The sequence below is a fragment of the Bacillus sp. MM2020_4 genome, from assembly GCF_011250555.1.
Lineage (GTDB): Bacteria > Bacillota > Bacilli > Bacillales > Cytobacillaceae > Neobacillus.
In genome coordinates, this window is the sequence record NZ_JAANMZ010000012.1 from 20515 (window position 1) to 40586 (window position 20072).

18 protein-coding genes and 1 pseudogene are annotated in these 20072 nt (G+C 38.3%); 7 read left to right on the forward strand and 12 right to left on the reverse strand.

The features are described 5' to 3' along the window. Positions 1 to 82: 82 nt before the first annotated feature. Positions 83 to 616, forward strand: coding sequence for a hypothetical protein (locus G6554_RS10235; RefSeq protein ID WP_166241413.1), 534 nt, complete (start codon positions 83 to 85; stop codon positions 614 to 616). Between the two features lie 676 nt (positions 617 to 1292). On the opposite strand, the gene G6554_RS10240 is transcribed toward G6554_RS10235, so the two are convergent. Beyond that, the gene (locus tag G6554_RS10240) at positions 1293 to 1481 is read right to left on the reverse strand and encodes a hypothetical protein (RefSeq protein ID WP_166241415.1); all 189 of its coding nucleotides are present in this window, start codon (positions 1479 to 1481) and stop codon (positions 1293 to 1295) included. Between the two features lie 232 nt (positions 1482 to 1713). Further along, positions 1714 to 2391: an HAD family hydrolase gene (locus tag G6554_RS10245; RefSeq protein WP_166241417.1), complete on the reverse strand. Its 678-nt coding sequence runs from the start codon at positions 2389 to 2391 to the stop codon at positions 1714 to 1716. Between the two features lie 112 nt (positions 2392 to 2503). On the opposite strand from G6554_RS10245, the pseudogene G6554_RS10250 reads away from it, so the two are divergent. Continuing rightward, positions 2504 to 2785, forward strand: a pseudogene (locus G6554_RS10250) (cell wall hydrolase); the annotation flags it as partial. A gap of 208 nt (positions 2786 to 2993) precedes the next feature. Beyond that, the gene (locus G6554_RS10255) at positions 2994 to 3569 is read left to right on the forward strand and encodes a dihydrofolate reductase family protein (RefSeq protein WP_166241421.1); all 576 of its coding nucleotides are present in this window, start codon (positions 2994 to 2996) and stop codon (positions 3567 to 3569) included. 336 nt (positions 3570 to 3905) lie between these two features. On the opposite strand, the gene G6554_RS10260 is transcribed toward G6554_RS10255, so the two are convergent. The 3 genes from G6554_RS10260 to G6554_RS10270 form a co-directional block, all read right to left on the reverse strand. Continuing rightward, complete coding sequence (locus G6554_RS10260) at positions 3906 to 4088, reverse strand: hypothetical protein (RefSeq protein ID WP_166241424.1); 183 nt, start codon at positions 4086 to 4088, stop codon at positions 3906 to 3908. 146 nt (positions 4089 to 4234) lie between these two features. After that, positions 4235 to 4423 carry an amino acid transporter gene (locus tag G6554_RS10265; RefSeq protein ID WP_166241426.1) on the reverse strand — a complete coding sequence of 63 codons (189 nt, stop codon included), beginning with the start codon at positions 4421 to 4423 and terminating at the stop codon, positions 4235 to 4237. A gap of 365 nt (positions 4424 to 4788) precedes the next feature. Then, positions 4789 to 5241: a GNAT family N-acetyltransferase gene (locus G6554_RS10270; protein ID WP_166241428.1), complete on the reverse strand. Its 453-nt coding sequence runs from the start codon at positions 5239 to 5241 to the stop codon at positions 4789 to 4791. 401 nt (positions 5242 to 5642) lie between these two features. On the opposite strand from G6554_RS10270, the gene csaA reads away from it, so the two are divergent. From csaA to G6554_RS10285, 3 genes are all read left to right on the forward strand, one after another. Then, positions 5643 to 5975, forward strand: coding sequence for a chaperone CsaA (gene csaA, locus G6554_RS10275; RefSeq protein ID WP_166241562.1), 333 nt, complete (start codon positions 5643 to 5645; stop codon positions 5973 to 5975). Positions 5976 to 6275: 300 nt separating this feature from the next. Then, positions 6276 to 7256: an NAD(P)-dependent alcohol dehydrogenase gene (locus tag G6554_RS10280; protein ID WP_166241430.1), complete on the forward strand. Its 981-nt coding sequence runs from the start codon at positions 6276 to 6278 to the stop codon at positions 7254 to 7256. A gap of 228 nt (positions 7257 to 7484) precedes the next feature. Next, positions 7485 to 8420 carry a hypothetical protein gene (locus G6554_RS10285; protein ID WP_207342985.1) on the forward strand — a complete coding sequence of 312 codons (936 nt, stop codon included), beginning with the start codon at positions 7485 to 7487 and terminating at the stop codon, positions 8418 to 8420. Positions 8421 to 8622: 202 nt separating this feature from the next. Here the strand turns inward: G6554_RS10285 and G6554_RS10290 are convergent, their stop codons facing one another. The 3 genes from G6554_RS10290 to G6554_RS10300 form a co-directional block, all read right to left on the reverse strand. Next, positions 8623 to 9039, reverse strand: coding sequence for a hypothetical protein (locus G6554_RS10290; RefSeq protein WP_166241432.1), 417 nt, complete (start codon positions 9037 to 9039; stop codon positions 8623 to 8625). A gap of 410 nt (positions 9040 to 9449) precedes the next feature. Next, entirely contained in the window at positions 9450 to 10016 is a 567-nt protein-coding gene (locus G6554_RS10295) for a CBO0543 family protein (RefSeq protein ID WP_166241434.1), read from the reverse strand. Positions 10017 to 10052: 36 nt separating this feature from the next. Next, entirely contained in the window at positions 10053 to 10484 is a 432-nt protein-coding gene (locus tag G6554_RS10300) for a DUF2383 domain-containing protein (RefSeq protein ID WP_166241436.1), read from the reverse strand. A 200-nt stretch (positions 10485 to 10684) separates the two neighbouring features. Between G6554_RS10300 and G6554_RS10305 the strand changes: the two genes are divergently transcribed. Beyond that, positions 10685 to 11809: an NADH:flavin oxidoreductase gene (locus tag G6554_RS10305; protein WP_207627582.1), complete on the forward strand. Its 1125-nt coding sequence runs from the start codon at positions 10685 to 10687 to the stop codon at positions 11807 to 11809. Between the two features lie 87 nt (positions 11810 to 11896). On the opposite strand, the gene G6554_RS10310 is transcribed toward G6554_RS10305, so the two are convergent. From G6554_RS10310 to G6554_RS10325, 4 genes are all read right to left on the reverse strand, one after another. Then, on the reverse strand, positions 11897 to 12793 hold the full coding sequence (locus G6554_RS10310; RefSeq protein ID WP_166241440.1) for a trypsin-like peptidase domain-containing protein: 897 nt from the start codon (positions 12791 to 12793) through the stop codon (positions 11897 to 11899). 112 nt (positions 12794 to 12905) lie between these two features. Continuing rightward, on the reverse strand, positions 12906 to 17609 hold the full coding sequence (locus tag G6554_RS10315; protein WP_166241442.1) for a DEAD/DEAH box helicase: 4704 nt from the start codon (positions 17607 to 17609) through the stop codon (positions 12906 to 12908). A gap of 282 nt (positions 17610 to 17891) precedes the next feature. After that, complete coding sequence (locus G6554_RS10320; protein WP_166241444.1) at positions 17892 to 19094, reverse strand: M20 family metallopeptidase; 1203 nt, start codon at positions 19092 to 19094, stop codon at positions 17892 to 17894. Positions 19095 to 19109: 15 nt separating this feature from the next. Further along, the gene (locus tag G6554_RS10325; protein ID WP_166241446.1) at positions 19110 to 20072 is read right to left on the reverse strand and encodes a P1 family peptidase; all 963 of its coding nucleotides are present in this window, start codon (positions 20070 to 20072) and stop codon (positions 19110 to 19112) included.

The window sequence follows — 20072 nt, forward strand, 5'->3', positions numbered from 1 at the left end:
AGCTACACCTTTAGATCCTTCTATTCTGGTAAAAACCCAGTTAGTAAAGCTGCCAAAGGTTGCTGTCCATGGGTCATCTTCCTTGAAATTCACCGTAAAAGAGCTTGGCTTTACCATGGTCGATCAAGCGAATGCCGATGTGATTGTTAGCGATAGCAGCAGCTTGAGCGCAAGGACTTTGTCTGGAAAATCATATGTAGGAATCGGATTATCCGCCTTAACGGCTGTAAAAAATAGTGGATTGCTCCTAGGCTATCATTTTGTTTCCACAAGAAACGGGCATGAGGGCTTAGTGAAAGCAGAAATCACCGACCATGTGCTGACTTCAGGTTATAAGGCTGATGAGCTTTTATATTTAACTTCAGGTGCATGGATTACTTCTGTACCTGCAGGAACTGAGGTGTTAGCTTCCATCCGTAATCACGATGACTTCTTTGTAGCTGGGTGGTGGCCTGGACATGAAAAAGCGAAGGGACAAATTCTTGCCTTTACCCATACCACTAATCAAACTACATTTACTCTTTTTGCCAATGAGCTAGCCTTTAGAGCACACACACACTATAGCAATCGCTTCATTGCAAATAGCATCTTTGATTCGGTACAAACGAGGAACTAAAATCTTTAAGCATCAGTGCAAAACTGATGCTGATAATAAAGGGTTCCGTTTTGAGGTGATTTTCTTAAAATACGTGCTAAAATGGCAGTAGTATTGGCATCATTAGTGGTATATAAAAAGTTAAACTCGCCATAGCTATTGGCGAGTTTCTTTATTAGGATGTCTTGTCCTTAATCGAGTATCCAGCAAAAGTAAAATAAGCGAAGATTTTCCGGTTAGATGCAGAATAGAGCTCGTTTTGGGGGGATATAAGTGGAGAATTTCCGCTTATGCAAAGCAAAATCTCCAATTTTTGAATTTTTCAAGTCAATAGGCGGAATCTCTCCGTCTATTTATGCCTTTTCTAATTATATTTTCTAATTAAGCGGGATTTTTCCGTCTATTTATCAGCTCTATGCTTAACCTGAACCCCCAACCAATAAATGCGGACCTTCTTGATCCTAGATGCGGGAATCAGCAGCTTTTTATCGACCATCATATAAAATGACCAATAAAATTAGCACTTAAAACGGCAATGCAAATGACAGAAGCTTTGACCCTCTTTCTTAATGTACAATACTTATTGTCCATAGGCCATGGTGCCTGGCACCAACCAAATTAAAAATGCATCATGATTTTGATCACGCTGCATTTTTTACTCGCCTTGCTATTTTTTTAAAAATTGATGTTCCACTCTCTACGTAATTCGAATTCTACCAACTCTTCTATTTCGATTACGATCATTACTATCTAGTGCTCTTTGGGATTTTTGAAAACCTGTAAATGATATGAGGCCAGCTTTAAACAGGGTATACCCGATAAATGTAGCAAAGATCGAACTTCCAATCAGAAACCAGATGAATCTGCCGCCAACTTTCCGTAACATATTTTCACCTCTTACCCTCTCATTGATGATAAATATGATGAAATGATCATTTTTATGTCGTCTTATTCAACTGTCGAAAATGGGGGCATAACCATTCCATTTAAACGTTAAACTTACCTTTTGGAGTACCCACAGGTATAAAAGCACATATAAAAGCAGCTAAAATAGCAGAGTAATTCACATAATAATTCACACTGCTATTTGGTTGACTGCCCTTATCATTCGTAGCTATTTACTTGTTAGTTAAATACATATTTTCCAATTTTGGCAATATTGCCTTTAATTCAATTAGGTCATCTATTACAATTTCATCCTGAGAAAGTTCATCTTCTTGTGCAAAATCGAAATTACATCCAATTGAAATTAAACCATTATCTTTAGCCGCATTAATATCAGATAAACGGTCTCCAACTACTGCCGCGTTAGTAATATCATATTTTTTTAGAATACTCCTAACTAAGTCTGATTTACTTAACGATTCGATTTGTTGAATACTAAATGTTTCAGTAACCCATTTATCCAAATTATAATAACTCACAATTGCTTTTAGATATGCAGATAAACCATTACTTGCTATATAAATTGAACAATTATGTTCTTTTAAAAAAGTGAAAACTTCCTTTACATTTGGATATAAAGCACCTTTCCCACTTCTTATATTTCTAACTAATCTCTCTAAAAAATATGCATCAGTTTGTTCTCTTTCTTCATTGTTATGATTAGGTAGCAAGGTTTCCCATACCTTTGGTAAAGGTACACCCATAATTTGACGGTATTTATCAATAGGTGTTACTGTATCCCATTTATTTAGTGACCGCAAATTGTTAAAAGTGTCTTCAAGTGATATTTCTAAAATTTTATCTGTTTGAAATAGTGTTCCATCCATATCAAAGATTAATGATTGTGTCATTGTTTTCTCTCCCTAATTAATATTGGCTCTATTTTCTTCCAATGAAGGAAGGCTTTTTTCATACAATAATTTGGGAGGTGATGATATGCCAAGAGTAAGGGCTAGAAGTCATGATGTAATATTTCAAGTACAAGGTGGAAATTTTTCTTTTGAAGTAGTGCAAAAAGGGAATGTATTTTATCAAAGATTAAGAGCCTCTGAAAGAAGATTAGCACAACAAAATATTAATTCTTGGAGAGATCATCCTGCAAAATATGCACTTTGGTACTTTAATCCAACAGCACCATCGTGTCCTCCTACATGGTACGGTCAACCTCATACTGGTCAATTTAAAGAACACTGTTTTTATGAACCAAAACCTGGACCATGTGATAGTGTGTCATTGCCTATATAATAAGAATTCTTAGTTTTTATAGCATACAGTTTATAAGTAAAATGATGACTATTGCATTACTTTTATACCTTCATACAACTATCTTCTTCAATGATTGAATAACTAAAAGAACTTTTTTACCCTAATTAATAAAAAAATTGGTTATACTTACATTGGAGGTAAAGAAGTCTGAAGAAAATATCCCTCATGAACAAAGGAGAACTAAAAAATGAGAAGACTCGTTCTATTTCTGCACGCATCGCTTGACGGTTTTGTAGAAGGTCCGAACGGTGAAATGGACATCGGCTGGGTTTCCTACGATGCTGACTTGGAGAAACACGCGAAAGAAATTCTGAGTACTGCCGACACTGTCATATGGGGACGTGGGACTTATCAGATGATGCACAGTTACTGGACATCTGTGCCTTCGAACCCCTCAGCTTCGCAGCATGAACGGAATCATGCCGAGTGGATCGGAAAGACTGCCAAAATCGTTTTTTCAACCACTCTGGAGAAAGTCGAATGGAACAATTCCAGACTGGTGAAAGAAAATGTCGAGGAAGAGATCAAGAACCTCAAACAGCAGCCAGGCAAGGATATGGTCATCCTAGGCAGTCCAAGGTTAGCACACTACCTTATGCAGCTTGATTTAATAGATGAGTATAAAATTACGGTTTCTCCCGTCCTGGTCGGCAGCGGGTTGCCGTTATTCCAAGGTCACAAGGAGAAGATCAATCTTAAACTTATCGAAAACAAGACATTTGATTCTGGAGCCATAGCCCTCGTTTACCAGACGGTGAGATGACCTTGTCTCCTAAAGCAAATTACGTCAGATACGATAGCATTCCATAGATGGTTAAATATACCAATTTTAATATCAGTGACCATGATTTTGCTGTAAATATGGATGCTATTCTGTTGTTTAAGGCGGATTTTGAAAACGTTTAGCTAGTCATTAATGAGTAATATAAGTATAAGCATATTCAAACTATTTGAGGGGATGATTCCATAATGAATTCATTCTCCTTTTTCATGTGATGGGAGTCTTTTGGTTTAGAGGAAAAGACATTTAAGAAACTTATTTTCATGGTAGTTGAATAAGAAAGAGACGCTTATTAAACAATATCACCCGTTAACGGAACTAAAACGGCAGGCTTTGAAAAAGCGAAATAGTTATAACTAATGCCGATAAAGTTCCTGCGAACAGTAAGGTTATCATTTTTCGCCAATTTATCTCTTTTGAAGGTTTTACAGCCTCTTTGGAAACCGTAATCCATATCACAGCGGAGACTAAGGCAACTATGGCAATAACACCATTAGACATATTTAACACCCTCTTGATTATTATTTTGTCTAAACTTTACATTTTTTTCTTTTAAATGCCCCGTTTGTTAAACACACTTTAAACTACACTGTTATACTAACCTGACCCGTTAGCACCACAAGAAAATGCCACCAGTCAGCTATTAGTTAATTTAATAAATTAACTATAATCATTAACAGAATGGATAATGAAATGAAACCAACCATAAAGTATCCAAAGTATTTTAATGGTTTTGGTAACCTGTTTATCTTAGCATTTGAAGGGTTACCAGCATTTCCTTCAATCTCGTTAAAATGGTCTATTGCATCATTAAATGGTTTATTCTCATCCTTCATACAACCACCCCTTTACTAAATAATAACATTATTCAGTCCTCTGTATTGGGACTTTTTGTATGTCTTCCTGAAATAACCTGCATAGTTAGTGGAACAAGAAAAAGACCGCCGCAGCGATCCTTAACTTTAACTATTGCTACCCGTTACCCATCCATGCAGCAGAGCTGCACCACAGAGAATGAAAATGGTTAGGTGGTGTCAATACTGATATAGACCTTAATCCAGTCAACCCCAATCCATAGATTTATTAATTACCGCTCTCCTCTTTTTTTAACGATTGAGCAGGGTCTTCCTAAGTATTGTCATTTTCAATTCGTGAAGAAACTTATTTTCATGGTGGTTCAACAAGGAGTTCCATTTTGCACCTACAAATTTTGAGATAATCGAACCATATCTCGGCATTGTATCCCGTTTTCGAAAATCTCTTCGGGATAGTGCCTAATGAAAAAGTTTATATCAACACCAGTAATTCTAAAACCACATTTTTGATAAAGGGCTAATTGTCCAATGCTTGAATTTCCGGTTCCGACTTCTATGGTTCTATATCCTTTTGACTTAGCCACTTGAATTGCATTTATTACAAGTTGTTTCCCCAAGCCTTTACCTTGCTGGGTTTCTATTACAGCAATATTCACTAGCTCTACGGTTTCAGGTCTTGTCGGCAGTAGGACATAAACCCCAATTATTTGAGCATCAGTTTCGGCTACAAAGCATTCCCCTCTTTGCATATATTCTTTAATGATTATTTTAGAAGGGTCAGCTAATAACAACAAATCCATTGGAGGTTCTTCATTTATGTTTAGTTTACGAATAACCATATTACCCTCCCCTGCATTACAGTATTTTCTTTCATTTTACCATTTCCTTATTGAACTACCTTGCCAATTTATACAGTATGATTTTTGACCGTATTCAACGTAAATATCAAAAGTAGAACAGCCTCATTTCTAACTTTGTTTATTTATTATCTTCAGAAAATAATTATAGTTTTTAACGTAAACAGCGATAGGACTTACTTGGAGAGATGGGTATGATAAGCTCGTTTGCCTGATGAAACCTTAGCTGTATGTGTGTTACTATTTATACATTTATCTCAACCTTTACTTATTGTGCTAACGGGGCAGGTTAGTTGAACAAGGATATTCCTAAAGGTACCATTAATTGTTAATATAAATACAGAAAAAGTAATTTGAATTTTTTGGAGGTAATAGTTTTGTCCATAGCAACGATTGAGGATTTTCAAAAACTAGATATTCGTATTGGTACTGTAATAAGTGCTGAACCCTTTCCAGAAGCTCGTAAGCCAGCAATTAAACTAGGTATTGACTTCGGTGAAGAATTTGGTATCAAGCAATCTAGTGCACAAATAGTAAAAAGGTATACTCCAGAGATGTTAATAGGTCGTCAAGTGGTCGCAGTTGTAAATTTCCCACCTCGACGAATAGCTGGATTCAAATCTGAGGTATTAGTTATTGGAGGTGTTCCAGAAGAGGGTGATGTAGTTCTCTTAAAGCCAGATGAGCCTGTTAAAAATGGCACACCGATTGCCTAGGTATGGATCGTCACAATGACGGTCTTTTTTATTTCAACGGTTTTTAATAACGAGGAGTCACTCTTTCTTTATTCAACTAAAGTGTCAGGTTATTTGAAGAAGGAATTCAACAAAATTAGGAAGAAATATATGGTATTCCACATATAAATAAGAACGATATTCATAAAGGAAGTCTTATAATTAAAATACTCTAAAAACAGATATCTGTTATAACTTCATCAAACCCTTTAATAATGAGCAATGAAAAGGCAGGAACAGAATGAAATTTTGTCAATACTCAAATTTGAAGGAGAATCCATTATGAAAGCGATGGTTTACAATAAATACGGAACGACAAACGTTCTTAATCTAAAAGAAATAGAAATACCTACTCTAAAACAAAATGAAGTATTGGTAAAGATTCATGCTGTTTCTGTGAATTCTTGGGACTGGGACCTTCTTAGAGGCAAACCATTCCTGTCTCGTCTTGGGGGCCTGCTAAAACCAAAATACAAAATCCTCGGTGCTGATATAGCAGGAAGGGTTGAAGCAATTGGTAGAGAAGTAAATCATATCTCTATAGGGGATGAAGTATTCGGAGACATATCCTGGTGTGGTTGGGGTGGGTTTGCGGAATATGTAAGTATTAATGCAGAGGCATTGACGTTAAAGCCAGCCAGTATGACATTTGAGGAGGCAGCTGCGATACCGCAAGCGGGAGTTCTAGCTCTCCAGGGGCTTCGTGATAAAGGACAGATTCATGAAGCTAAAAAGGTCTTAATTAATGGTGCTGGTGGAGGTGTTGGGACCTTTGCATTGCAAATCGCCAAATTATATGGGGCTGAAGTAACTTGCGTGGACAGTGGGAAAAAATTAGATACACTAATCGACATTGGTGCAGACCATGTTATTGATTACACTGAAGAAGATTTCACACAAAGAGGAAAGTTTTATGATTTGATTCTCGATGTTGTAGGAACTCGGTCTATCTTCGACTACAAGCGTGTACTAAATCCCAAAGGAACATATGTTATGATCGGAGGCTCCATGTCTCTAATCTTGCAACTTTTGTTGCTGGGACCCATGATTTATAAAACTGAAAGCAAGAAGATGGCTATCCTTGTTCATAAACCAAATAAAAATGACCAAAATTTTTTAAAAGAACTTTTCGTTGCTGGTAAGCTTGTACCTGTTATAGATAGACGATACTCGTTAAGTCAGGTTGAAGAGGCTATTCATTATCTTGGGGAAGGACATGCCAAGGGAAAGGTGGTCGTCTGCTTGGAAAATAATCAGACTTAAACAAACAGGTGGGTAGTAAAAAAGTGACGATAGCTGCGGCGATCATTTTTCTAGTTGAGCTAACGGGCAAGTTAGTTTCCTACGATTACAATAATTCACCTTAAACTAATAGGTACAAGAAATAAGTCTGATTCTACTTTAGTGGCTACTTTTAAATATCATAAATATTAATAATCTTGCAAAAAAGTGAATAAGGTAAAACAGTATCTTCCTAAAGGGGGCTTCTAATTGAAACACTTTACAAAATGGATAAATCGGACGTTCAATCATGATTCCAGAAAAAAATTGACTCTCGTTATGGGTGCTCAATATGAACCGCAAACATTTGGACAACCAGTTGAACGAAACCAAACCTCGTTAATAAGTAACAGAGATGCCGAAAAATATTTTCGTCCTTCCAGCCTCCCTATTAAAAATACCCATATAAAGAACTTCCAATTTTTTGATCCTTATTATGATAAAAACTACAAAGAAATTAAACTCCCTGCATCATTATCTCGGACTCCTGATGAAACTGTTTTAAACTACTTTAGTATTTTAAGAGAGGCAGAAAACCTCACTCAAAACCAGTTGGGTGGGTGCGGAACTGTGGGGATGGCAAGGTTGCCCTATCCAATTGCATATAACTTTTTTACGAAAGACTATCAGAAAAGGTTCTCCTATAATAAATATCTTCAATCGTTTGCAGGAATTGGACATTTAAATTTAGTTAAGATGAACAGACTTTCTGATGAAAATGGCATTGTTCCATATTTCGTTGAGCTAGAATGCATCGAAGGCTCATCAAAAGGCGTCACCTATTTTGCTTATTATTACGGCTATGTCCAATTAAAAAAAGTTCAAAACATGTATAAAATTGACCAGATGAAATTGTACGGAGAGGACTTCCTATGTGCAGCCTATCATCTCTGGCAGCATGATGCGGAAGAAGTCGTTGGTATTATGTTTGGAGAATGGTGCAAGTTAATAAAAAAACAGCTGCCTTCTAAACAAGATGGTTACGTCAAAACCATTGATTATATTGGTACGGATAGAGCCGATTATCGATTTATTTTTTATCATTTAACAAATGATACAGATGTATTAATTTCTCAATATAAAAAGGATTCTGAAGGAAACTGGGAATCCATCAGAATTGATCCTTACAAATGTGTAAAAAACTAGGCGTGATATTAATTTGAACCTTTACTCTAAGGCACAAAAAGTGGCTTTCATTAAAAAAGTTCTTTTTTCTTTGTGATATATTGTACTTAAACTAATTGGGCGCTTGAGCGAAAAAAGGTTTGGTTGCTACGGCATCCTTTTTCTTATTAGCTCTAACGATTCAGTTTAATAAGAATCATAAAATAAACCTTATTTCTGAGGTTTATGGCTTAAAATTCAATAATCCCAAGAATTTGCTTGTTTTGCCTTGAAATTTAAAGAAATGTGGTTGGTTCTCATTGTTGAAAATTAATAAATATGGCCTTTCTTGAACAGGAAAAATAATCATTACTTCATCTACAAGGTCATTGAACCATTGATTTTTAATCGTAACATTAGGTTCTAAAGGGATTTTTATCACAAACCCATTATTAGGATATGGGTTCATTTTCACGTAAACCCCTGTTATTCCTTCAAGAAATTTCTTTACTTCTTGTTGTAAATCAGGGCTTTTTTGAACATTTTTTATAACTTTACCTTTTTTTATATCGATAATTTGTATTTGATGATTAGTTTGAGCCATAGCATTGGTTGTATATAGTATAAAAATACAAAAGCTTATTAAAACCTTTTTAATCACTCAAATCACCTCAAAAGTATTTTCCCCAATAATTAAGGTGGTATTAAAATGTCGATTAGGTAGCAGAAATTTTGAGTTTGTGAATAATTGTTCTTAAACAAACGGGTGCTTTACCACAATTACGAGTAAAATTAAAAAGCCTAAATTATGCACGTTTTTATACAATCCCTGCACATAATAGGCTTTGTTACATTCATAGAACATACTGGCGTAAACAGTATTTTTTATTTTTTATTGCCAAATACAAATCGTAACCCACAGAAGCTCTAAATCAAGTCCTTAAACACTTATTCTATGTATACAAATAACCAATGATAGAGGACCGTCCCATAGCAATGTTTTGCCGGTAACACTGTATATAATTGCCATTTTGTTCAAGAAGAAAAGTAAATTGAAAGTAATTTAATGAATTAATTTCTCCTGATTGTTTCATTTTTTATATTTATGAGTCTTTCAACAACCCATTTTATAAATCCAGCTTTTATAATATAAATAGGTAAAGAATATACGTATTTCCAATGTTCTAACTTGTAAATATTTAACCAGACTGTAATTGGTTCAAATATAAAAGTAAAAATTGTTGCCATTACTAAATTGGCAATTAAAAAAGACTTCCATTTTTCAAAAAACTGAAAAACAAACATATGAGCAACGATGATCATTCCATTGTCAATCGGTGTTAATCTTGGTATTAGCTGAAATAATTGATATGGATAGGACCACAAATGCAGATTTACACCAATATCGTCTAAAAGTTCAACTAAGAGCATTAATAGACTGCCAAAAAGAACAATTTCCGTTATTCTTTTTCTATCTACATATCTCAACCAAAAAATCCACGGAAAAATTAAAACGAACAAAAGCACCCACCATTGAAAAGAGAACAAATCATGATGAATCCAATATTCATGCTTCATTTGCCCTAGTTTATATTCTATGTTTTGTATTTCATCATAACTTGGATGGGTCGTTTTCAAAGATTTCACTCTCTCTTATTTAATCACGTTGTAAAATTAATGAAGTAAATTCCTTAGCATTTCCGCTTGCATACGGCTTGTGTCTATTACCTCTTCTACTATTTTTCTACTTTCCGGATCAAGATCTCCCCTTACGAGTTCTTCTGAATATTCAACACCGTATTGGTCCACTCCTTTTAAGGCGTCTTTCATAATGTCTCTTGTATCATTCGTAAGCATTACCTTATGCATCAAACTGTGCATCTTGCCTGATACCCCTTCGCTATCTGCAGGAACACCATTTAAATTTTGGATCCGTTCGGCAAGTTTTTGAGCATTCTGTTTGGCCTGTTGCTGCATAGATTGGAACTTCTGCTTTACTTGTTCATCCTCCAGTCTTTGAATATGATGTTCAAAAGCATGAATCCCCATATAAGTACCTCTTAATAATGTATTTAATTCCTCAACTACAATCTCTTCGTTTTTCATTTGCTCACACCCGTTTTTCTTTTATTATGAGAATTTTAGGATTTTTTATCCTTTATGTTTTTTATAATCTGGTGGTCGTGAAACGTCTCCTATCGTTTTTACAAAGGTAGAAACATAAACATATCGGTTTATCTTTGTTTAGTGGAAATGTAGAATAAAGGAAGAACGGTAAATGCAATAAATGGAAGGAAGTGCTCGCCTTGGATCAAAAGTACGCAGGACATACATTGTTTCAAACTGCACCATTTGGAAATGAAATGTTAGCAAGCCGGTTAGTGATGGCCCCCATGACAAGAATCTTTTCGCCCGGGGGAATCCCAGGGGAAAATGTTGCCAACTATTACCGCAAACGTGCAGAAAATGAAATTGGGCTCATCATAACGGAAGGGACAGCGATCAACCATCCGGCCGCTGTCATGCACGCCGATATTCCCCGTTTTTATGGGGAAGATGCCTTACATGGCTGGGCAAATGTAGTGAATGAAGTCCATCAAGTAGGGGGCAAAATCATTCCGCAATTATGGCATGTAGGTGCCGCTCGAAAAGCAGGCAGTGAACCCAATATTGATGCACCCCCTGTGAGTCCTTCTGGATTTTCGTTAAGAGGCCAGAGAAATGAGAAAATAAAGGCGTTAGCGAGTGAAGAAGTTGCTGAAATGATTGATGCATACGCTGAAGCTGCAGCAAATGCGAAGCGCATCGGCTTTGACGGAATTGAATTGCATGGCGCGCATGGATACTTAATTGATCAATTCTTTTGGGAAGTAACGAATAAGCGAAATGATGAGTATGGTGGGGATCTAGGCGAACGAACAAAATTTGCTGCAGATATTGTACGTGCTTGCCGAAAAGAAGTTGGGCCCCATTTTCCTATTGTCTTTCGTTATTCACAATGGAAAGGAACCGATTATCAAGCTAAATTAGCGAAGAACTCTAAAGAGCTTGAACAATTGCTCACTCCTTTAGTTGAAGCTGGTGTAGATATTTTCCACTGCTCTACCAGACGAATTTGGGAACCTGAATTTAAAGATGAAGATCCATCATTAACCTTAGCCGGCTGGACGAAACGAATTACTAAAAAGCCAACGATTGCGGTCGGTTCTATCGGAATAAACCGTGCCTTTTTGAGCAATCAGGATCATGATCATGTCACAATTGAAGACAATCTCAAAATTGTCGATGAAAAAATCAAAGCAGGCGAATTTGACTACGTAGCAGTCGGCCGCGCACTGCTAGCTGATCCTGAATGGGCAGTAAAACTCAAAAATGGGAAACTTGATCAAGTTTTGCATTATACGAAGGAATCCGAGAAACAGCTACTTTAATTACATTCAAGAACTGTGAAAAATGGGGTCAGTCCCCCAGTGCGTTAAAGCCTTACCACACTAGGGGATTAACCTCGAAGTTCATTTTTAAACAAAATGGATTTGTGAAAGAATGGAATCAGTTGATGCGAACTTTACCTTGTTATCTTTAAGAAAATCTCTAATTGAACCTGGCATTGGCCCAAAATTTAAATGGGCGAATTGTTTCTGACTATTTAACACGTCTGCATTGTAGCCGAGGTCAAAGGAACGGACAGCCGTATTTATGGACCACACATTGCCTTTAGGATCAAAAATCGGTCCTCCACTTTGTCCTCTTACGGAACCACTTGTGCTAAGAATAACCTTCGTATTGCTACCTTCCTTCTCGATCTCTCCCGTGTAGATCCCCTGTGTAAGATGAAGGGGTATAGGCAAAGCGCCTTCCGAGAAATGAAAGGTCCTTTTTTTAGAGTCAAAATATGCATCCATTTTTGTGTGAAAGGGCGTTCCCGGAAAACCAGCCGTACATAATGATGTTCCATACTGTAGTTTTTGATCTGAAATAAAGGTGGGAAAATATTTAACATTGATCGTAAAGGGTTCTAACCTTCCAATAGCAATATCAAGATCCCAATCTACACTTATGTCAACGAGTTTTGACTCACTATTTCCCCACCATTCTGAATAATAAACCAAAAGGCCCTTATTTACGTGATCCTTTTCCAGTTCTAACTCCAATTCTTCTTTTTCTAAGGGATGATTTACGACAAGGGGTTCAATCTTGTTTTTGTAAACTTCTATCTCTTCTGCCTTTGTGCCCTTTTCAAAGGAAAAACGATCTTTTAGTAAATGCGCAGCCGTAATAATCCACCCCATAGGATTTAAAACCGTGAACGTTCCATTACTATATACAATCGAATTGAACGAATGGTTCGCATATCTTTTTTTGATTACCACAGGATATGTGTAGCTTCGTACTCTCTTAATAGACTTTGAAAACATTTTTACCCTCCCTCTATCCCAATCGAAGATAATATCTATTCCTCATGGAAGACAGCATCATCACCTATTTGCCCAATCTCCGGCAAAATGCCCCCACCATAACCAGATATTGCTATATCTTCTCACTGATTAATGGCATTGACCCTTCCTTACCCTTTTGCTCTTGTTTAGAATTCTGTAAACTCTCATCAAATTTATGATAGATTTTCAATGAGATGCTGGAGTCATCAATTTTCGTGTATTTGCGGTAGTTTGGATTTACGTACGTGCGTAATCCCAGGAAGAATCTCAAGTTTTCAATATTTTTATCCTCTAGTAATGAGGCGTATGTCGGGGTAAACAATTTCTGCGGAATGAAATTGATTACCTTTTTCTTCGCTCTCGTTAGTGAAACGTTTAACCTGTTTAATGAGTAAATGAAATCAAGCTCTTTATGCGCCAGTTCGTAATCGGAGATGCCGTAGCTGATCAGGACGATTTCTGCTTCTTTTCCTTGGGCTTTTTCGGCTGTGTCAATTAAGGGGTGGGGAATATTCTTCTCATCTAGTTTTTCCTTAATCAAACGAATTTGTGCCTTGTGCGGGCAAACGATAAAGAGACGAGGTTCATCCCTTTCTTTGTCCCACCATAGATCTTCTTTATATTTCCGGGTTGTTTTGCAGTAGCCATCATAATAGTTTGCTAGCTGGAGCACGAGTTGCATAATTAAATTGGCTTCTTCTTCGTTCTCCCTCCCGGTTTGTATGCCTTCTAGCATGCACAGTGTAAACGGGGCCTCCGGTGTCAGCATATCCTGCAGGTAATCAATATTGACGCTTATGGGGTCCAGTACCTGATGGGCAATATTCACATCAAATGCTTTATACGAGTCACCGTATTGGTTGTAAAGTTTTTCGGCTGAAAATCCGCTAATCACGTTGTTCATACGGAAATTGTCGATTAATTGGCTTGGCTTCATCTTTTTGGCCTCAATTAGATAGCTAAACAATGAATGCGTGACAAACTTCTCCTCTTCTTCAAAATCGACAGTAAAGACCGGAGGAAGCTGATAATGGTCACCCACTAGCAATAGATGTCCATCTTGTTTCACTGCTCCCACGGCAATGAGCGATTCCGGAATCTTGACCTGTGAAGCTTCATCCATAATGACCATATCGTATTCTAACCAGTTTATTCGTTTTTTCAAATTAAACACTTGGATCAAAGTCCCCCCTGTAATCGTGACAGGATACTGATCAAGGAATTCTTCATATCTGGCAAATTGCCCAAAATAGTTTCGATCTAGCTGTTTATCATAGAAAATATCTGAAAAAAAGGCATGCTTGGTAAAAGATTCTTTGTCGTTTGACCTCAGTCCACCAAATTTACAAAGACCGACTTGGGCATGCAGGCTGAGGTGCTTAAAACCAGATTTAGTTGACATGAATTTAATCATCTTTTCTAACCCATTCTCGATGGCTGAATGGGTCTGTGCCGTTAGTAAAATTCTAAATGGACGAACTGTTTTGTTCTTTTGTTCCGCTTTCTCCAGAAGCTTTTTGCTGTAATAGAGGACAGAGTTGGCTATAAAAGTCGTTTTACCTGTCCCCGGAGGGCCGAAAAGCAATGTCAGCTTATTGCTGATGAGGTGCTCATACGCCTGGAGTTGTTTTTCTGTAAATCGGGTCGTACTGACAAGCACTTTCTTTTCTAGATCAGAAAGGGTTTCCGCGTAGGGTTGATTATAGGTTAGAGGGTCTTTGATTAGTTGATAGGATACAGCAGGATTCGCATCACATTGATGAATATATTCAACAATCTTCGCAGAAACACTATCGTAAAATACAGGAGATATATAATACGTACCTTTTTTCAAAAATGGAGCTTCTATGTCAGCTGAGTTGAAATACACCAAGTAGTGGTCATGGTCGATTTCTTTCGGCTTTGGCTTCTTTAGGTTGGCATCCACCATTTGGTTTAACTCTTCCAACGAATTAGGAGAACCATCGGAAAATTTATAAACAAAGAAAGGCTCCATTTTATACATATATTCCTTGTTCATTACCCGATAAACAGCCGTTACCCCATCATCCTGTATGAATTCCACCTGCAGAGAATATCCACGTTCTGCCTGTTCGATCAATGGCTGCTGACGGGAAAGCTTTAGTTCATGAAATTGAGAAAATGCTTCAAATTTCGTAATGAATGCTAGCTTTGTACTTAATTCATCATCATACTTTTGAATGGGCGAAAATTCGATGCTTTGTGGGCTCCGTTTCAATTTTAGATTTTTTTCTCTTTCCACCATATAAACAACAAACTGGCACCCTCTTAACCGGTCTTCTAGGATGGTCATCATTTGTTGCAAGGCTTTCTCTTTCTGATGACTGTCTGTGGCTTCCCAATATTCGTAGACAGTGTCGGGCTTCATCGTATCTGTCATCTCGGTGAATAGACATTGCTCATTCCTATAAACTTTATAAACAGGAGGAAATGGCGACGAATGGAATCGACCGAAGAATTCGGTTACGTTTTCAAGACTGTATTTGATTGGAATGGGCAAGGCAAAATTTCGCCTGACAAAGTCACCCACGATGGTGAATGGGAATGGGACAATTTTTTCAAGCGTCTGTGTAGCTGTCAGGCCGCCAAGTGCCAGGAATTTCGATGAATAGAATAAAAACAGAATTTGCTGGGCCTTTTCCTTAATCAACTCATCTTTCGTTCCTTTGACAACTTCACAAATGAGATGAATAAAATGGATCTGCTCGGATTTTTCATAAAAGTAGAAGTGAGTACTTTCTTTGTTTTTTTCTAAATAATCGTGAAGCTGTATAATGAAATTTTCGTAATATGGCAACGGATTTTGATAATGTTCTGGAATGATAAAGGATAATTGTTCGCCTGAAAAGGTTCGATTTGTGATGAAAAGGGCCCCATAAAATGTTCCATTAATCGATTCCCTTTGGATGGAAACAAACAGGTGATTTTCTACCTCCTTGGGTAAATCGAAAATCTCTTTCTTTAATAAAAATCCCCTGTTTTCTCGTAAAGCCTTTATTTCGGTTTTTAAATTGTTTGCACGGTGCTTAAATGATTCACTTTTTTCAAGCAGCGATGGGTTCGTTACAAGTATGTGTTCTAGTGCCTGAATGGAAGGATAGTGATTGGATTCAACCGCGAATTCCTGCTTTTCCTGCCATTCTCTTAACAGATCAGAAGCAAATGGACTAAATCCTTGTATCTTCGACAAGTGGTCCTTCTCCAAGACTTCCCCTTTACAATGGGCGAAAAATTTACATCCTTCACACACACTTCCAAGATGAAAGTGTAGGGAAAGATAATCGTCCACTTCCAAAATCGAGGTCATCTCCTTTTGGAAAAAGGATAGAATAACGTCCCGAACAGGGGCAAGGTCAAAGGGTTGATAGGTAGTAAGGTCCTTCTTTGTCCAGACACCGCCGACTCCGTTTTCCGACATATCGATATAGAAGTGTTCATTTAGCTCCCTGTCATGAAGAAGGAGTTCTTGTAAAATCATGCTGTAAAGGGTAACTTGGATTTTATGCGTTGGCTTGACTTCTTCATTTGATTTCATATCGATCACGGTTAGCTTATATTTCTCCGCATTCTCGTCTTTAGTAATTTCCACTAAATCTATTTCTATTGGCTTAATCCTTGGAATCTCCTGTTCTGTTTTATAGGTTTTGTAAAATCTCTTCGGAACTTCCGAGGTGGACGAGTAAATATAGAACGGAAGAATTTCCTTTCCCCCACTGACTATTTTGTGGCGAATGGAGAGAAATTTTTTTAGCTGCTGGGTTACGTCGCTTACCGGATCCAATTTACTATTGGCATAAAACAATTCTTTTCTCGTTATTTCACTTAATACCGTTGCCTCCCACGTGAATCCTTCCTTGGTCTTTTTCGAGTGAAGATAGTGCGGGTCGATGCCGAAGTTCTTCTTTAAGTTCACGTCTGAGAAGCTATTTAAAAAGAGCTGTCGGTCACATGCAGTAAGAAAGTAAGTAGAAATAGCCGATACGGAAAGCTTTTGTTGAACCTGGGGAGAAGCAAGAGCCGGTATATCAAATTCCTCCAAATGGAATTTTCCTTTTCCACAATACTTCCAGCCTAATTGTTTGAAGCTTTCCCACAGATCATACGCATCGACAATCCTAGGACAATCATTTAATCGGCATTTGAAATTAATCGCGTAAACATCCTCGTCAAAGGTAAGCGCCAGCCTCGTATGTTCAGGAAATAGTTCATGAGTGATCTTTTGATAATCTTCTTCTTTTAAAAAGGCTATCAATCGAGCGAACTGATTGATATGATTTAAGAATTGGTATCGTTTAGCCGCGGCCGAAAACTCAAAAGTAGCCACAAACCGCGCTTGATCTTCTTCATCGAAAACAAGAATTTTGATATCATGATTCGGTTTTAAATCCTTCAAGTGGTAGTGGGTGTTTCGGTTTTTGATCTCTACTTTTGTTTTGACACCGAGAAGGAGCAGAATCTCTTTTATTTCATGGACGCGCATATCTCCTAACCAGATTTCCGTATCTGCCTCATCTCTTAAAACCACGCAATAATCCCAGTATTCCATTTTTTTTAAATATACATTTTCTTCTACTTCATGAATAATCTTTTGTTTATTTCTGACAAATTGGATTACTGTCCCTGCATCAGGATTGATATTCTTAATTTTCATAAAAGGACTTTCTCTGTGTGGGTAAATCTCGCATTCCACTACATTCGTAAAATAGTGTAGCACCCCTTTTACAAATTCCACCCCATCACCTGAAACCTTCGGCAAAAAATCAAAAACCTTCATTCTTCTCCCACCCCTTTTGCGGCAAACTCCTAACTAGCACGTTAGTATAAATAGTGAATATCCCCAATTTTGTTGACATTAAATCTCTCAAATTGTAGGAAACACTTCTACTATTATGCAGCTATATATGAAAATATTCCTACTTAGTATGAATGCCAAAAGAAGGAAACGAACACTGACCTACTAGAAATGGAATAAAACAGTGCCAGGCACCATCCAAATTTCTGGACCGTGCCTGGCACCTCAAACCGTTATTCATGGGTTCCCTCGAAAATCAAATTTTTACTCATTTAAAAATAGCATCGCAGTCTGCGCATAAATCCTTGATGCCTCGACTAATTCTGCTAGATCAATATATTCATTGATTTGATGTGGAATATGACGGTCACCGGCTCCTGTTGTGACAATCGGAATCCCGGCAAGGTGAAGGAATGTGCCGTCAGTTGCACCAGGTACGCCGTTATAGATGGGTTCCTTTCCGGCAACTGAACGGAAGGATTCCACACTAGCTCTGACAATCGCATCGTCCAAACTCGTTTCTGTCCATGGCCGGCTTTCAATCACTTCTAGGGAAGCCTTAAAATCTGGATCCTTGGAACGCAATCGCTCTAAAATATCCTCCATATCAACCCGTAACTGGCCGTGGTTCTGCCCGGGAACGGTACGAATATCAAGGGTACTATAACATTGGTCCGGAATGACATTGATCTGTGGCTCCCCTCTCTCAGGTCCTAAAATGATCGTTGGCGTAATGCTTGGTAACCCTAAATATGGGTGTTGTCCGACTCGCTGTTTTTCTTTCTCCTCAAGTGCCATTAGTTCACAAATAATCTGCGCCATTCTCGTATTTGGATTGATTCCAGAAAGCGGCATGGCTCCATGAGCCATTTTCCCGTAAGTGCGGATGATGGTTCTCATCGCCCCTTTTTGCGTGATACAAATCTGATTTTCCTCCGGTTCGCAGATGATGGCACCGTCTACACCTTGTGCCCAGCCACGCTTAATGAAATGTTTTATGCCGATCATCATGCCTTCCTCATCGCAGGGAACACACAAAATAATTCTTCCATTCCATTTCACGTTACTTCGTTTAATCGCATGTACCGCTGCAATCGCAGCAGATAGATTTCCTTTTGTATCGTTTGTACCTCTGCCAAACATTCTGCCGCCCTCAATGGCAGCTCCGAATGGATCATAGCTCCAGGCATCCCAGTCACCCTCTGTCACAACATCGGTATGGCCCTCAAAGAGAATCGTTTTTCCGGGTCTGCCTGAATCAAGAATACCAATGACATTCGGCCGCCCCTTGACGACCTCTTCGATATATACCTCAAGTCCTAAGTCCTTTAGATACTCATATACATACTGCGCCGCTCTGCTTTCATTTGCCAAAGGGTCGTGCGGGCGGTAGACACTTGGAATCCGAACAAGAGCTTGCGTCAAATTTACAACTTCCTGATCATCCACATCATTAAATACAGCCAACTAGAACCCTCCGTTTTATTGATTTTTTGGTAAATCTTTATAAGCGGTAATTCCCCCGATACTATCAGCGGATTTTATCGCATTAAGAATTGCCCTTTCCATGACCATCGCTGCCAACCCGCCAATAACATCTACAGGGATTCTTTCCCCTCCAGTGGCAACAGCGAAAATTGTATCACCATCAAACATGGTGTGCGCTGGAAAAATCGTTCTCGCATATCCGTCTTGGGCCATTTGCGCCACCTTCGTTGCCTCCGCCTTCGTTAACTCGGCATTCACCGCTACTACTCCAATGGTGGTATTTGAACCGGCAGGAATGGTGGATTGATAGTTTTGTTCGAGAAGTTTGATACTATCAAGAATCATTCCATTCTTATACGGCCCAGCTAAAATGTCACCCGTGGATGGTTCGCGGACATCCCCAGCTGGATTAACGGCAACAATGGCACCAATCACAACACCATTTTCTAAACGGAGTGATGCACTTCCGAGTCCGCCCTTCATACAAAAGCCGAGACCGGCTAATTTACCAGCAGTTGCTCCACAACCGGCCCCATAATTGCCAGTAATAAATTTCTCTGCCGTCGCCGCTTTTGCGGCATCATATCCCATCTGTTTGTCAGGCCGCATCTTTGGGTCACCAAAAGGGAGGTCGAATAGAACAGCTGCCGGGACAATGGGTACCTTGGCCACACCCACATCCAGGCCAATATCTTCTTCCTCTAAAAATTGCATCACACCGGAGGCGGCATCCAACCCAAACGCACTGCCGCCACTTAAACAAATACCATGGACTTTTTCAACGAGATTTATAGGATTCAATAGATCGGTTTCCCGGGTTCCGGGCGCAGAACCTCTGACGTCCACCCCCGCAACTGCACCACTTTCAAAAAGGATGGCTGTACACCCAGTAAGGGCCTGGTGATCTTCTTTATTTCCAACTTTTACACCTGGAACATCCGTGATTTGATCATTCAT